Annotated in this window: 15 protein-coding genes and 1 pseudogene; 13 read left to right on the top strand and 3 right to left on the bottom strand. The window is 44.3% G+C overall.

What is annotated here, in order from left to right:
- Positions 1-249: 249 nt before the first annotated feature.
- The 3 genes from V7L97_RS00625 to fliD all read right to left on the bottom strand — a co-directional run bounded on the left by V7L97_RS00625 (position 250) and on the right by fliD (position 2,796).
- Positions 250-795: a winged helix-turn-helix domain-containing protein gene (locus V7L97_RS00625; protein ID WP_333652263.1), complete on the bottom strand. Its 546-nt coding sequence runs from the start codon at positions 793-795 to the stop codon at positions 250-252.
- Between the two features lie 178 nt (positions 796-973).
- The gene (locus V7L97_RS00620) at positions 974-1,570 is read right to left on the bottom strand and encodes an L-threonylcarbamoyladenylate synthase (RefSeq protein ID WP_333652261.1); all 597 of its coding nucleotides are present in this window, start codon (positions 1,568-1,570) and stop codon (positions 974-976) included.
- On the bottom strand, positions 1,567-2,796 hold the full coding sequence (gene fliD / locus V7L97_RS00615) for a flagellar filament capping protein FliD (protein ID WP_333652259.1): 1,230 nt from the start codon (positions 2,794-2,796) through the stop codon (positions 1,567-1,569). Before fliD ends, V7L97_RS00620 begins: the two co-directional genes overlap by 4 nt.
- 93 nt (positions 2,797-2,889) lie before the next feature.
- Between fliD and V7L97_RS00610 the strand changes: the two genes are divergently transcribed.
- The 13 genes and pseudogenes from V7L97_RS00610 to V7L97_RS00550 all read left to right on the top strand — a co-directional run bounded on the left by V7L97_RS00610 (position 2,890) and on the right by V7L97_RS00550 (position 14,933).
- Positions 2,890-4,032, top strand: a complete 1,143-nt coding sequence (locus tag V7L97_RS00610; RefSeq protein WP_333652257.1) for a radical SAM/SPASM domain-containing protein — start codon at positions 2,890-2,892, stop codon at positions 4,030-4,032.
- A 134-nt stretch (positions 4,033-4,166) separates the two neighbouring features.
- Entirely contained in the window at positions 4,167-4,775 is a 609-nt protein-coding gene (locus tag V7L97_RS00605; protein ID WP_333652255.1) for a TetR/AcrR family transcriptional regulator, read from the top strand.
- Positions 4,762-6,111, top strand: a complete 1,350-nt coding sequence (locus V7L97_RS00600) for a TolC family protein (protein WP_333652253.1) — start codon at positions 4,762-4,764, stop codon at positions 6,109-6,111. The genes V7L97_RS00605 and V7L97_RS00600 overlap by 14 nt, the downstream gene beginning before the upstream one ends.
- The gene (locus tag V7L97_RS00595; protein WP_333652250.1) at positions 6,111-7,202 is read left to right on the top strand and encodes an efflux RND transporter periplasmic adaptor subunit; all 1,092 of its coding nucleotides are present in this window, start codon (positions 6,111-6,113) and stop codon (positions 7,200-7,202) included. The genes V7L97_RS00600 and V7L97_RS00595 overlap by 1 nt, the downstream gene beginning before the upstream one ends.
- Entirely contained in the window at positions 7,189-10,293 is a 3,105-nt protein-coding gene (locus V7L97_RS00590; RefSeq protein WP_333652247.1) for an efflux RND transporter permease subunit, read from the top strand. Before V7L97_RS00595 ends, V7L97_RS00590 begins: the two co-directional genes overlap by 14 nt.
- Entirely contained in the window at positions 10,290-10,691 is a 402-nt protein-coding gene (locus tag V7L97_RS00585) for a TolC family protein (RefSeq protein WP_333652244.1), read from the top strand. Before V7L97_RS00590 ends, V7L97_RS00585 begins: the two co-directional genes overlap by 4 nt.
- A gap of 50 nt (positions 10,692-10,741) precedes the next feature.
- Positions 10,742-10,993 carry a TolC family protein gene (locus V7L97_RS00580; protein ID WP_333652242.1) on the top strand — a complete coding sequence of 84 codons (252 nt, stop codon included), beginning with the start codon at positions 10,742-10,744 and terminating at the stop codon, positions 10,991-10,993.
- A 19-nt stretch (positions 10,994-11,012) separates the two neighbouring features.
- Positions 11,013-11,336: a TolC family protein gene (locus V7L97_RS00575; protein ID WP_333652240.1), complete on the top strand. Its 324-nt coding sequence runs from the start codon at positions 11,013-11,015 to the stop codon at positions 11,334-11,336.
- 78 nt (positions 11,337-11,414) lie between these two features.
- Positions 11,415-12,218 (top strand): annotated as a pseudogene (locus V7L97_RS00570) (HlyD family secretion protein); the annotation flags it as partial.
- Positions 12,219-12,240: 22 nt separating this feature from the next.
- Positions 12,241-12,945, top strand: a complete 705-nt coding sequence (locus V7L97_RS00565; RefSeq protein WP_333652238.1) for a DHA2 family efflux MFS transporter permease subunit — start codon at positions 12,241-12,243, stop codon at positions 12,943-12,945.
- An 11-nt stretch (positions 12,946-12,956) separates the two neighbouring features.
- A complete protein-coding gene (locus tag V7L97_RS00560; RefSeq protein ID WP_333652236.1) occupies positions 12,957-13,355 on the top strand; it encodes a hypothetical protein in 399 nt (132 codons plus the stop codon).
- Positions 13,289-14,122, top strand: coding sequence for a hypothetical protein (locus V7L97_RS00555; RefSeq protein ID WP_333652232.1), 834 nt, complete (start codon positions 13,289-13,291; stop codon positions 14,120-14,122). Before V7L97_RS00560 ends, V7L97_RS00555 begins: the two co-directional genes overlap by 67 nt.
- A complete protein-coding gene (locus V7L97_RS00550) occupies positions 14,106-14,933 on the top strand; it encodes a TPM domain-containing protein (RefSeq protein WP_333652230.1) in 828 nt (275 codons plus the stop codon). Before V7L97_RS00555 ends, V7L97_RS00550 begins: the two co-directional genes overlap by 17 nt.
- Positions 14,934-15,008: the final 75 nt, after the last annotated feature.

Genomic DNA, 15,008 nt, shown 5'->3' with positions numbered 1-15,008 from the left:
TCTTTGCAGTCTTTTTTGCAGCGGCCTTCTTTGCCGGAGCCTTCTTTGCTGTTGCCTTCTTTGCTGTTGCCATTAAGTTCACCTCCTTTCGGTTTTAAAATACCTTTAAACGCGTTGTTATTTCTTCTTTGCGGCCTTCTTTGCCGGAGCCTTCTTTGCTGCTGCTTTCTTTTTTGCTGCCATGCCGTTCACCTCCCTTCCCGTCCCTCAAAGACCTTAAAAAATATCTTCAAGGGAACTTTTAAAAGGTTAAACCCTTCCCAGCAAAGTAATCCTTTTTTCTGCAAGGATGCGTTTTAAGGCGGCATCCTTCTGCTTTTTCTGCTTATATTCTGCCTCTTCGATTACGGTGCAATTTATCCTTTTGCCGAATTTTTTTTCGATGTCGTGCAAACCGACCAGGAGCGCCGAGGTGAACGAGCCGATTACTATCAGGTCAACGGTTGGGGTTTCTTCTCCTTCGGCATACGGTCCGTAGATAAACGCCGACTTTATATCATTAGCCCTTAAGAGGCTCTTCAAGGCTCCGGGAAGTCCGAGTGATTTCGCTATGAGGTCTTTTAACTCCGAAAACAGGGGGGAATTCTTGTCTGCATGAAAGTATTTGAGGTTTGCAACCTTTTCGCTTATTACGAGCCCCATCTCTTCCAGTTTGTCGAGCTCCCTTTTTACTCCTGACGGGTTTTTTCTTAAGAGCTTTGCGATCTCTCTCACGTAGAATTTCTCTTCAGGGCTGTTCAATAACAGCGCCAGAACATCTGCTCGTATGGATGATGAGAATAAGCTTTTAAGCATCCTTTCTCCTTTTATGGAAAACTATACACCATAATTTTCCTTTTGTCAACAAAAAAATTAATTTTTAAAACGAAAGTTGGTTTTTATAGAACATTCTATTTTAGGAAACGATCGTTCAAGAATTAGACTTATCTGTATCATGGTCTTAGAAGTGGCTTGAATAAAGGGACTGCAAGGACTAAATATCTACCGATCCATGCCTGATGGTTTTTGGCATGTCGCCGGTTATGTCAACAATCGTAGAGGGTAATCCGCCCTTTGTTTTGCCGCCGTCAATTATTAAATCAATCCCTCCTCCGAAATAATCGGAGACCATCGATGCACTGTCAGCGGGAGGCATGCCAGATATATTTGCGCTGGTGGAGGTTATGGGGAATCCTGCTGCCCTTGCAAGTCTGAGGGCAAATGATTCTCCGGGAATTCTTACCGCCACCTTGCTTTCTGATACGATGTATTCTGAAAGCCCGGGACGGGCGCGAAAGAGAATGGTCAGCGGCCCTGGCCAGAATCTGTCCATGAGGTCCCTTGCCGATTCATTCACCGAATCGGTGATAAGGAACAGTTCCTCTCTGCTGCCTATAATTAGCGGCATTGCCTTTTCTTGGGGCCTCTTTTTTATTTCGTAAAGCCTTCCGAGGGCTGAATCCATATCGTATTTTGCCCCGAGGCCGTAAAAGGTCTCTGTGGGATATGCGACAATTCCTCCATTTTTGAGAACAGCAATGGCTTTATTTATTACTTCGCCGAGGTTTTCGTCTGTGAGTTTTATTATCATCTGTTGAATGACTTGTAGGTTGTTTTTTCAGCCTTGATGTATTCGTTTATGAGCGTTCTGTAGGTATCCTGTTGGCCGGGGATAATAGAGTCGATATAGCTGTTGACCGTTGTTTCCAGCTCTCCTGCGAGGGAATTTAGGGTAGTGGTTACATTGCTCAGGTTTGAAATCATTGCACTGTTCATTTTCCCGATGTCGAGGGACATGATGTCTTTTGTGTCGAATTTAAACCCGAGGGACCTAAGGGTCGAATTATTATAAGTCTTTGTCTGGATGTCTGTGAGGGAGTTCCTCAAATAACCCACAGAGGAGTCCCTTTTCATTATTCCGCTTGTATCCTGAAGCTCGTCCACTAATTTGACAACATTATTATATGCCTCGACAAAGGAATCGAGCTTTTCGAATATCAGGGAACTCTGATCCTCCGATACTGTAATGTACACTGGGAATTTGTTGTTTTCCTTTAAGAGTTTCATGGTTACGCCGGTTATTGCATCCGTTATTTCATTTTCGGTCTTTTCAAAGAAGCTGCTGTCTGCAAACAAAACAGCATTATAAGGAGGAGTGGACTCCGTCATGTTTTTTGCGGTATTTGTGTCGTATGAAAGAGCGGAAAGGCCGTTTGAATCAGTATTATTCAGATCGTCATCGGATACGATTATGTTTATTTTATTTCCGTCACCGCTGTCTTTAGCAGAGATCACGAGCCTGTAGCCTGAGGCCTCTTTTGCCAGCGATGCATTTACATTAGCATCAGACGCATTCAGGACGTCTTTTATTCTGGAGAGTGTCTTTCTCGATTCCGTTATATTTAAATCGACTCCTATATTGTCTCCTATCCTTATGGTTAGCATGCCAGTACCCACAGCCGAATTTTCAGCAGGATATATCCTTGAATAAAGGGTATGCGATTTCGCAGTTCTATCGACCCTTACCGAATATAGACCTTCCGTTGCCGATGAAGATGCCGTTGCCGTTAAAATCCCTTCGTCAGAGACCTCGGCTTTCATTATCTTGAGGGATTCTGTTTTTATGCCTTCAAGGCTCGTTTTCAGTTCTTCGAGGGAATTCAGGAGCTTGCCCAGTGCACTTATTTTAGTATTTGCTGCGCCTTCCTGGGATTGGATGGACTTTATATAGCTGTTCTTCTGAACCTGTGTGTATTTGCCGTAGATGGAATTGGTGAAACTGAAATTTAAAAAAGATGTGTCAACAATAGAGCTCATCTATCAAATCCTTTGTCAGATCCTTCCTCAATATTAAAATTAGCATTATTCAAAAAATAGTGCAATATTTTTATGAGCCTTCGTTGACATCCGGTGAAAGCTTTTGTTAGCTTAAAAAAGGTGTCGACAGCTATTTCTTCAAAAAAGCAGCGATTCGGCCATATAGAAATCCCGCTCCAGAGAGTTCATATAGAACTTACCAATGTATGCGATTTCAACTGCGTATTCTGCCCCAAGTCAGAGATGAAAAGGAAGTACGGCTATATGGATGCCGGCCTTGCCAGACGTATAATTTCTGAACTCCACGAAAACAACATATGTGAAAAGATCACCTTCCATGTGATGGGTGAGCCGACACTACATCCGGACTTCTTTGATATCCTCTCCTATGCCCGTAATACAGGAATCAAGATAGGACTGACAACCAATGGAGGAGGACTCGGCGGCGAGGCAGGAAAAAAACTTTTAAACTACGACCTCTATCAGGTTGATATTTCTCTGCAGACGCCTGATGAGAAATCCTTTGCGCTCAGGAAGGCGAGGGCGCTGACATACGATGTCTATCTTAATGGCATTCTCGATTTCTTCTCTTCTTATCGCTCAAGGCATAAAGATACGATCTTCAAATTCCGTTTTTTGAACACGAGATTCCGCAAAAGGGACATGGAAAAAAGGACAGGCCCTGTACAGGTCATCTCATCAACCGGGGAATTGAGAAACACATTCGGCTATTGGGCAGGACGCATCTATGAGATGCTCGGTTTTGATAAAGGTAAAAGGGACGCTGCACTGAAGAAAATAAATAAGCTTGTCTCGTATAAATGGAATGTAGTGGAAATATATCCCAATATATTTTTTGAGACATATGTGCTTGAAGATTGGGGGCATGCCTTCGATGACGAAAAGATACATGATGCATGGGCTGGCTATTGTTTCGGCATGCGCGACCACTTCAGCATACTGCATAACGGAGATGTTACCCTTTGCTGCGTTGACTTTGACGGGCGCACAAAAATAGGGAATCTTAAAGAGGCATCTTTGAGGGAGATTCTTTCATCAGAGGAACTAAGAAGAATAATCGAAGGGTTCAAGAAGTTCAAAGTTGTTCATCCTTACTGCAAGCGGTGTCTTGGGAGTAAATCAAGGACATCATGGCTTTTAAAGCCTGTAGTTTCTGTATTGGCACTCAAGACCCTCAAACCGTTTTTCTATTCGAAGACCAAACTCTACGAGTAAGAAGAACTGCTGAAACCGCTCCAATACCATGCCCTGTCAGCCTCGAAGGTTTTGTATATATTTCTCTTGACAACCGTATGTGTTTTATCTATCATGTAAGTTAACACTTACATTCTACAAATAGGGAGTTTCTAATGAGCAGGTCAAAAGACATACGATCCACGAGGGATAAAATTCTCGAAACGGCATTAAAGCTCTTTTCCCAGAAAGGCTATCTCGGTGCTACCACAAAGGAGATTGCAAAGGAATCGGGGATTGCGGAGGTTACCCTTTTCAGGCATTTCCCGTCAAAGGAGAAGCTCTTTGAAGAAGTTATAAATACCTACTCATTTCTGCCTGCCTTAAAGGAACTGATGCCTGAAATAGCAAGGATGTCATACGAAAAGGCATTAGCCGAAATTGCAAAAAGATTTTTAGAAACTCTCTCATCAAGAAAGGACCTGATACAGATAATGCATTCCGAGATCCAGAGGTATCCGGAGAAGATCCATAAAATCTACCATGCTTTTATCGATGAGTTATTTAAAATCCTCGCATCCTATTTTAACGAGATGCAGAAAAGGAAGATTCTCAAAGGCTTTGATACAGAGTTCGGCGCAAGGGCATTCCTCGGGATGTTCTTTTCATATTTTAATGTCCATGAAATGATGATGCATAAAAAATACAGGCATATAGATAAAGATACAACAATAAAGGAATTTGTGAAGATTTTTGTGGGAGGAACAAAAGGTGAAGATACATAAAAGTATTGTTATTGCATTGATACTATCTGTATTTTTGTCATGCAGCAATATTTTTGCAGCCGATGAGTATTCCCTCGAAGACCTCTACAGGATAGCCCTTGAACGCTCCGAAAAAATAAAAATATCGGAAGAAGACCTCTATATTTCGGAAAGGGGAAGGGACAAGGCCGCATCGGCATTGCTTCCAAAGCTTTCCGCATTTGGAAGCTATACAAAATATACCGAAGACAAGCGTTCATCAACAGGTGCCATAATCCAGCCAGACGGCTCTATATCATGGGGATTGAGACTTGACCAATCGTTTTACCTGAACGGCAGGGAGATTACTGCCTTTAAAATCTCAAAGGAGTATATCGAAAAGAGCAGATACGACCTTCACGCGGTGAAAGAGGTATATATTTTCAGTGTTGCCTCGGCCTATTATGATGTCCTTCGGGCAAAGAAGGCCGTTGAGATTGCAAAGGCCAATTTTGACCGGCTGACAAAACACAGGGATGCGGCAGCAATAAGACTCAAGGTTGGTGAGGTGACAAAGACAGACCTTTTGAGGGCAGAGGCCGAACTATCAGGCGCTCACGCTGAACTGGTGAAAGCGGAAAATAATCTGAAACTCACCAGGGCGGTCCTTGCAAGGGTTGTTGGAATAAGCGGAGATTACGATGTTAAGGAAACAGCAGGCATCAGAGAAGATGCAGCAGATAACCTTGATTCCCTTAAGCAGAGAGCTTTTGCAGAAAGGGCAGAGATGAAGGCCATGGAACTTCAGAAGAGGATTGCGGAAGAACAGGTCGGATATTCTAAAGGAGCATACTGGCCGACGCTTTCCGTCGAAGGCGTTTATGCAAGGAGAGAGGATAATCCTTCTGTTGTAACGGTAAATAAAGAGAGCATATACGGAGGCATTAAGTTAAACTTTCCGTTCTTTGAAGGAGGTTTGAGAAGGGCTGAGGTGGCAGAGGCAGAGGCAAAAAAGAGACAGTCCGAACTCATATATGATGACTTAAAAAAGACGATAGGTATCGAAGTCGAAAATGCTTATCTCGATTTTCAAACACAGAAAGGAGTTTTGAAGTCTTTTGATGACCAGGTGACATTTGCAAGTGATAATTACAATTCTGTCTCAAAGCAATACCAATTCGGTCTTGCCAACAGCATAGATGTAATCGATGCAAACACATTGCTCCTTACGGCAGAAAGGCAGTTAACGGATGCAAGATATAATTATCAGTTGTCGGTTTTGAGACTGCAAAGGGCAACAGGAGCATTGTTAAGGACGATTGCCAGCCAACAGTCTGTTGAGAATCGAAGCAGAGAAGATAAAGGGAGGACAAACTGATGTGGAAGCCGGACAGCAATATATACGCTAAAACCCTTTTTTTAATAGCAATGCTTCTTATTATCGTAAATCCTGCATGCAAGAAAAAGGAGGTTAAAAAGACGGAAGAAAAGATAGTGAACGTCCGTGTTCAGGATGTGGAAGTAAAACCTCTCAAGCCTTTTTTGGAAACCATCGGCACGCTGAATCCTAATGAAGAGGTAATTGCAAGCGCAGAAGTCGATGGAATCTTAAAGGAGGTGAAGGTTGATAACGGGACAGCGGTCTTAAAGGGAATGCTTTTATCGGTAATCGACGATACCGATTACAGCCTCGAAGTTAAAAGGGCAGAGGCTGCCTTAAGGCAGGCACAGGCGACCTATGAGAACACGAAGCTGGAATTTGGCCGTAAGCAATCGCTTTATAAGGAACAGCTCGTTACGCAGCAGCAGTTCGATGATGTCTCGACAAGGCTATCCCTTGCGGAAGCCGATGTTGAAAGGGCAAAGGCAGCCTTGTTGCTCGCAAAACAGAAGCTCATAAAGACAAGGATATATTCCCCTATCTCAGGGTATGTGAAAGAGAAGAAGGTTTCGGCAGGAGACTATGTGAAGAACGGCGCAAACCTTTTTGTAATCATCCAGAGCAATCCTCTTAAACTCAACTTCACTGTCACTGAAAAAGATGTAGGAAGACTGAGGAAAGGTCAGGATGTGACATTCAAGGTAGATGCATTCCCGGGAAGGGAATTTAAGGGAAAGGTTAACAACATCTATCCGAGCCTTGAAGAAAAGACAAGGACACTTCAGGTGGAAGCACTCGTGCCTAATCCAGACAATGCCTTGAAGCCCGGGCTTTTTGCCCATGTAATACTCTATACAGGCGCCGAAAGAAATACTGTCCTTGTACCCATTATCTCCCTGCTTTACGAAGGCGAAGCGATAAAGGTATTTGTTGTTGATGGCGGCAGGGCAAAGGAAAGGTTTGTAAAGGTCGGACAGAAATACGGCGAGATGATGGAAATCGTAGAGGGGCTAAAAGCAGGAGAGACAGTTGTTATAGCAGGACAGCAGAACCTCTCTGAAGGGGTAAAGGTGAATGTGGCTCGCTGATACATCCATAAAACGTCCTGTATTTGCAACAATGGTAATCGCAGCCTTTGTCATATTCGGGGTTGTGAGCTATCCCGGCATAGGTGTCGATTTATTCCCGAAGGTGGATTTTCCTATAGTTAACATCACAACAACATTGAAAGGCGCGAGCCCAGAGATAATCGATATAGATGTAACGGACAAAATAGAAGAGGCCGTAAATACCATTAACGGTGTGAAGACAATAAACTCCTCAAGCACGGAGGGCGTTTCAACGGTTTCTGTGGAATTCGTTCTCGAAAGGGACATTGACCTCGCTGTTCAGGATGTGAGAGAGAAGATATCCACTATCAGGTCAAAACTACCCAGGGACATTGACGAACCCGTAATAGAAAAGGTCGATCCAGATGCCACTCCCGTACTATGGCTTGCCCTTACAGGAGAAAAATCACCGAGGGAACTTTCCACTTATGCTGACGAGGTATTGAAAGAGCAGCTTCAGAAGATAAGCGGTGTGGGCGCTATCAGGCTTGCCGGTTTAAGGTTGAGGCAGGTGAGGATATGGCTCGATTCCGACAGGCTCAGGGCATACCAGATAACGGCACACGATGTTATACGGGCGCTTCAACGGGAGAGCATTGAACTCCCAAGCGGAAGGATCGAAAGCAATACGAAAGAATATTCCATTAAGGTAAAAGGTGAGTTTCTGAGGGTTCAGGAATTTAACGACCTTATTGTTGGCTATAACAAAGGGGCACCTATAAGGTTGAGGGATGTTGGCCGCGCAGAGGATGGTATAGAAGAGAAACGCTCTATTGCAAGGTTTAATGGTCTGCCTGCTGTTGGCATGGGAATACAGAAGCAGTCAGGAACCAACACCGTTGAGGTTATAGACAGGATAAAAAAGGAGCTTGTAAATATCAAGAAATCTCTGCCTTCAGGGATGAAACTTGAAACGAGTTTCGACCAGTCCACATTCATAAAGCGCTCCATCAACGAAGTACAGCACCATCTCATATACGGCGGTGTCTTCGCTGCCCTTGCAGTTCTTTTGTTTTTAAAGAGCATAAGAATTACGCTGATAAGCGCACTTGCCATTCCAATATCCATAATAGCCACATTTGCCATAATGAAGCTCTTTAATTTTACATTCAACAACATGACCATGCTCGCGCTTTCGCTCTCGGTTGGAATCCTTATCGATGACGCAATTATTGTTATCGAGAATATCCACAGGCATATAGAGGAAGGAATGCCTCCGCGCGAGGCTGCTTCTTTTGCCACATCAGAAATAGGGCTTGCTGTTGTGGCAACAACCCTTGCAATAGTCGCCATATTTTTGCCCGTTGCTTTTATGAAAGGCCTCGTGGGCAGGTTTTTCGTGCAGTTTGCCCTCACTGTTGTTTTTGCAGTAATGGTGTCGTTGTTTGTTTCTTTTACCCTGACGCCTATGCTGGCATCACGCTACCTCAGAAGTCAGAAAACAGAACACAGAAAACAGAGAAACACTTTAATAGATAAATTTTCAGACAGCTTTGAGATTGTCTACAAAAAGACAGAATATCGTTACAGAGAACTCTTGAGGATTGCCCTCAATCACAGAGCTAAGGTATTGATAATTGCAGCGGGTATTTTTATCTTCAGCCTCTTGATCACGAAGTTTTTAGGCAAGGAATTTGTTCCTCCCGAAGACCAGAGCCATTTTATCGCAAGGCTCCAGGCACCTTCGGACTACTCTGTCGAAGAGGTGGACAGGATGTTCAAGAAGGCGGAGGATATCATAAGAAGCCTGCCAGAGGTCAGAACAGTCTTCTATGCACAGGGATTCGGACTCACAAGGGAAATAAACAAGGCATCCATGTTCATCGGGCTCAAGCCAAAGGCAGAAAGGAAAAAAAGTCAGGAGCAGATAAAGGCAGAGGTTAGAAAGAGATTGAGGAAAGATATACCGGGACTCAGGGCATCTGTAGAGGATGTGTCCCTCATCGGCGGCGGTGTGAGGAATGTCCCCATACAATACAGTATCAGGGGCAGGGACCTGTCATCGCTCCAGGCATATACGAAGCAGATCGTGAATGAATTCTCAAAACTGCCCGGGATTGTCGATGTGGATACATCCCTTGAAATCGGAAAGCCGGAACTGAGGGTGTTTATCGACAGGGATAAGGCTGCGGACCTCGGCGTTGACATTGCTACAATTGCAGAGACAGTGAATTTCCTTATCGGTGGCGAAGTGGATGTAACCAAATTCAAAGATGAGGCAAAGGGAAGAAGGTATGATGTAAGGGTAAGGCTTAATCCAGAGGACAGGACAGACCCCGGCGATATTGGAAAAATTTATGTACGCTCAAAGGACGGAAGGCTTGTTGAATTATCGAATATCGTTAAGGTGCAGGAGGCAGGAGGCCCCAGCGTTATTAATAGAGTAGACAGGCAGAGGGCCATTTTTTTATTCGCAAACCTCGAGATAAAGCCCCTCGGACAGGCAAAGGCAGAGCTCGATGCCATATCCGCAAAGACACTGCCCTCTGATTACTCGGGCATATACAAAGGCGCTGCAGAAATGATGGAGGAATCTTTCTACTTTCTTATGTTCGCCCTTCTGCTCGGCATTATACTTGCCTATATGATCCTTGCATCCCAATTTGAAAGCTTCGTTCATCCCATAACAGTCCTTCTTTCCATGCCCTTCTCCTTTATCGGCGCCTTTGGAGCATTGCTTGTTACAGGAAAGACTCTTAATATCTTCAGCTTCATTGGACTTATCCTCCTTATGGGGCTTGTGAAGAAGAACGCAATCCTTCTTGTTGACTACACAAATACGCTGAGAGCAAGGGGCATGGAAAGGAGGGAAGCTATCCTTGAAGCAGGCCCTGTGAGATTAAGGCCGATATTTATGACAACATTTGCAATGGTCTTTGGCATGATGCCCATTGCACTGGGTATCGGCGAGGGCGCCGAGACAAGGGCGCCAATGGCAATAGCTACTATAGGAGGACTGCTTACCTCGCTTTTCTTAACCCTCGTTGTTGTTCCTGTTGCTTACGATCTGTTTGATGACGTTCAGCAGAAGTTCATGAAGAAGCCAAAGGTCACGGAGGAAAAGGCATGAGTGCTATTTTCATATCCTGTGTGCTTATACTCGCAATTATTCCTTTTAACCTTTTACATGCAGAGGACAATAAAAATATCATAACCCTTTCTGAAGGACTGAAGATTGCGACGGAAAACAACAGGCTTGTAAAAATAGCATTCAGTGAAAGGGATATATCGTATGAAGACACAATTATTTCACGATCGAAACTCCTGCCGAATATCAATGCGAATATGAGCCAGACCTTCCTGTCCCGCCAGCCCGGAGCGCACATGGGTACGCAGCAGGTTTATACTTCAGAAAGGGACTACCTGTCTTACGGCATCAATGCATACCAGAGCATATTCTCATTCGGAGAAAACATATCACGATATGAGGCGTCGAAATCAATCCTCGATGCAAAAAACTCAACATAGACCTGATAAGGAACCTTGTTTCCCTAAACTTTATCATCGCATACTTCGATGTGCTGGAATCAGAAAAGATGATAGCTGTCGCTCAGAAAGAGGTTGAGCGCCTCGAATCCCATCTGAATGTTGCCCGCAATCTATTCAATGAAGGTGTTATCACAAAAAACGACCTGCTTCAGGCAGGGGTCAGGCTTTCAGATGCAAGGCAGCGTCTTTTAACTTTCAGGAACGCGAGGGCAATTAACGCATCGAGGATTAACAATATAGGGTGGATACAACTACACAGAAAACCGCTACCAGCTCCATGAGGATAACTGGTCTCTCATAATGGGCGCCAATCTTAATATCTTCAGTGGTGGAAGCACAAAGGCTGAAGTGTCAAAGGTCAGATATAAAAGAGAGAGGCTTTTCGAACAGAGAAATAAACTTGTTGATGACATAAAACTTGAGGTGGAGAAGAATTATCTCGATATGAAAAATGCTGTGGAAAAGATTCAGGTGACAAAGGATGCTGTTGGGCAGGCCGGGGAAAATCTGAGAATTAATAAAATCAGGCATGAAGAAGGTATAGGCACAGCAACCGATGTGCTCGATGCAATAACGCTTCTGACCATGGCGGAGCGAATTATTATAGGTCAATGTATGAAATGAAAAAGGCAGAGGCAGGGTTTATGTATGCCATAGGGCAGGATCTGGTTTCAGCATATAAGTGATATTCCGGAGGTTTAAATGGATGAAGTAAAAGCAACTAACAACAAAAGAAAGAAAATCGCAATCATCATTTTCAGCGCCATTGTTCTGATAGGTGCGGTAACCCTATATTTTTACCTGAGCTATAAGGCTGCACACATTACCACTGATGATGCCTTTGTTGAGGGCAATATACACACAATTGCGTCTAAGGTTCCCGGCACAGTGAAGATGATCCATGTGAAAGACAACCAGTCTGTTAAGAAAGGAGACCTTTTGTTGGAAATAGACCCGGCAGATTTTGATGTGAAAGTAAAAGAAGCTACAGCAGGACTTGATGCAGAAAAGAACAGGCTTTTGGAGACAGAAAAGAAGATAGAGGTTTCCAAGAGGAGATTATCGGAGCTGGAAGCCTCTGTTGAGACAGCAAAGGCAAACCTGCAGCTTCAGGATGCAAATCTTAAACAGGCAGAAAGAGACATAAAGAGGGCCGAAGTACTCTTCAATAAAGATGCTATTTCCAAAGAGAAGCATGAAAGGACGAAGACAGCCTATGAGGTATCTAATGCACAGCTCAAGGCTGCCAAAGAGCAGTTGAGGCAGGCAGAGAAGGCTGTCGAGACCCAGAGGACAGTGATAAGACAGGTCGAGACCGAGAGGTCAGTTTTGCAATCTTCAATACGCCAGAGGGAGGCGATACTGGAAGCAGCGCGGCTAAATTACGGATACACAAAGATTTATGCGCCTTCCGACGGCTATGTCACGAAAAAATCTGTAGAGACAGGAAACCAAATCCAGGAAGGGCAGCCATTAATGGCGGTTGTGCCCCTGAATGATTTGTGGGTAGCTGCAAACTATCGGGATAATGTTCGGGCCTATTATAGGCCCCCTCCTCAGAGGCTGGATCACAGACAACTGGTCATGGCACTGGATATTCTATATCAATGTCCCCATAGGCATAATCTCTATACTCATGACTATGTTCTTTATAACAGACCCTCCTTATATGAAGAGGATGAAGATGAAGATAGACTACTGGGGGCTTGCATTCCTCGCCATTGGCCTCGGATGTCTCCAGATAGTCCTCGATAAAGGAGAAAGGGAGAACTGGTTTCAATCAGGATTTATCGTGACGCTGGACATAATATCCGTAACTTCATTAATACTCTTTGTAATTGTAGAGATGTTCGCAGAGCATCCCATTGTAAACCTCAAGGCATTCAAAGGCATTTCATTCAGCACAGGGAATGCAGTCATGTTCTTTGCCTTTTTCAACCTCTTCGGAAGCATAGTCCTGCTTCCCATATATCTCCAGACATTAATGGGATACACGGCAACCCTCGCAGGATTGGTGCTGGGGCCCGGCGGTATTGCGACAATGGCATCCCTCGTCATTGCAGGCAGGCTGGCGAACAAGGTTAATCCAAAGGGGATTCTGGCATTCGGGATAATAATATGCGCATATTCAACCCATCTTATGTCAAAATTCAATCTTTATGCAGATTTCATCACGGTGGCATGGCCGAGGGTTGTGCTCGGCCTTGGAATGGGTTTTTATTTATCCCCCTGACAACGCTCACAATGTCAGGAATAAAAAAAGAGGATATGGGGAATGCCACTGCCATATTTAATCTTCTGAGGAACCTGGGCGGAAGCTTTGGTGTTGCCTTTGTGACCACAATACTATCAAGGCGCGCCCAGTTGCATCAATTTCATCTTGCAGAACACCTGACTCCATTTGATACAGCTTATCAGATGGCATCTCATCAGAGTGCGCAGATATTGCAATATCGGGGATTTGAAGGCTCTCTGTCAGAGTATGGGGGTCTTGCTACGCTATACAAGCAATTAATGAAGCAGGCATCAATGATGTCGTTCAACGATGCCTTTTATCTGACAAGTTTGATATTGATATGCATTGTTCCCCTTTTGCTGCTGATGAAAAGGGGAAAGACCGCACCATCGGCAGAAATGCATTGATATGGTATAATCATCCCATGAAAACTGTATGTATCGAAAAATTAAATCCAATCGTCTCGCAAAGGGTATCCCCATTTATTGATGAGATACTTAAGGGATACGGGCCGGAGCATATACATTCCATGCACATCGTCGGAAGCTCCATCACGCCTGATTTTGATAAGAAGACCTCTGATATAAATTCCGTCATTGTTCTAAATGAGATGGACATGGGCTTTGTTAAATTCATTGCGCCACTGGGGAAAAAATACAGCAAGAAGGGAATTGCCGCGCCTCTCATCATGACGCCAGAATATATACAGGGCTCCCTCGATGTCTTTCCCATAGAGTTCCTCGATATAAAATTCATTCATAAAACCGTTTATGGAGACGATATATTCGAGGGAATAGGAATCAGCAATTCCCACTTAAGGCTTCAGTGCGAGCGGGAGATAAAGACAAAGCTCATCGGCCTCAGACAGGGCTATATATCTTCCCTCGGAGATAAAAACCTCCTCGCCGGAAGGCTCGCCCAATCCATTATAGGATATATGCCCCTTTTCAGGGCGATCATTTATCTGCTCGGAAAAACTCCTCCTGTGCAGAAACACGATGTCGTTACCGCCCTTCAGGATATGACAAAGGTCGAGACAGCTATCTTCGAAAAGATGCTCTTGCTGAAAAGAAAGAAAATAACCCTATCCAGAGATGAGCTCGATACCGCCTTTGATCACTATTACAGGGCAACAGAGACCATAGGCAAGATTATAGATGAACTCCGGGCATAAGTCAGAAGTCAGAGGCCAGAAGTCAGAAGCCAGACTATTTTTGTCAATATTTTACTGCCTTTTGTCTGTCCTCTGTGTTCTGTCCTCTGTGTTCCGTTCTTTTGCCGCTACGCCTGAGCCGCCATCCACTCCTGCAAACTATGTAGTTGACCTTGCAGGAATTATAAGAGACGATGCAGAGGTAAAACTAAACGCATATCTGAGAGAGCTTGAGCAAAAGACAACGGCACAGGTTGTTGTTCTCACAATTCAAAGCCTTGATGGAGAAGACATTGCAGGATTTTCTCTGAGAATGGCCGAGAAATGGAAACTCGGACAGAAGGGGAAGGATAATGGGATTTTAATAACTGTTGCAGTGCAAGACAGGAAATACCGTTTCGAGATAGGGTACGGGTTGGAAGGCATTTTGCCTGACAGCCTCGTTGGCTCCATAGGAAGGCAGTACCTTGTCCCATATTTCAGGAAGGGCGATTACAGTACAGGTATATTTTATGCCACCATTGCTGCAACCAAGATAATCGCTGCCAATGAAGGCGTTGAGATAACAGGGATGCCTGAAATAAAGGTAAAAGGCAAGAGGGTAAAGGGGATAGGGCTTTTTGATGCTATTGTAGTCTTCGGTATTTTTGCAGTATTTGTTTTTCTATTTATAAAACATCCTCGCCTTCTCCTTCTGCTCCTGTTAAGTTCTTCCATGGGCGGCAGACGAGGCGGCTGGTCAGGAGGCGGAGGCTTTGGTGGAGGCGGTTTCGGCGGATTCGGAGGAGGCGGAGGAGGATTTGGCGGAGGAGGTGCGTCAGGGGAATGGTAAGAAGGCATAACTATAATATTCGGTAATGATACAGACAACCAATACGCCTTCAAGCTTTTTGCAATGCGATGAATT

It is taken from the genome of Dissulfurispira sp., assembly GCF_036745535.1.
Taxonomy (GTDB): domain Bacteria; phylum Nitrospirota; class Thermodesulfovibrionia; order Thermodesulfovibrionales; family Dissulfurispiraceae; genus Dissulfurispira.
Note: the sequence above shows the minus strand (reverse complement) of the source record. Positions and strands in the feature narration are given on the sequence as shown.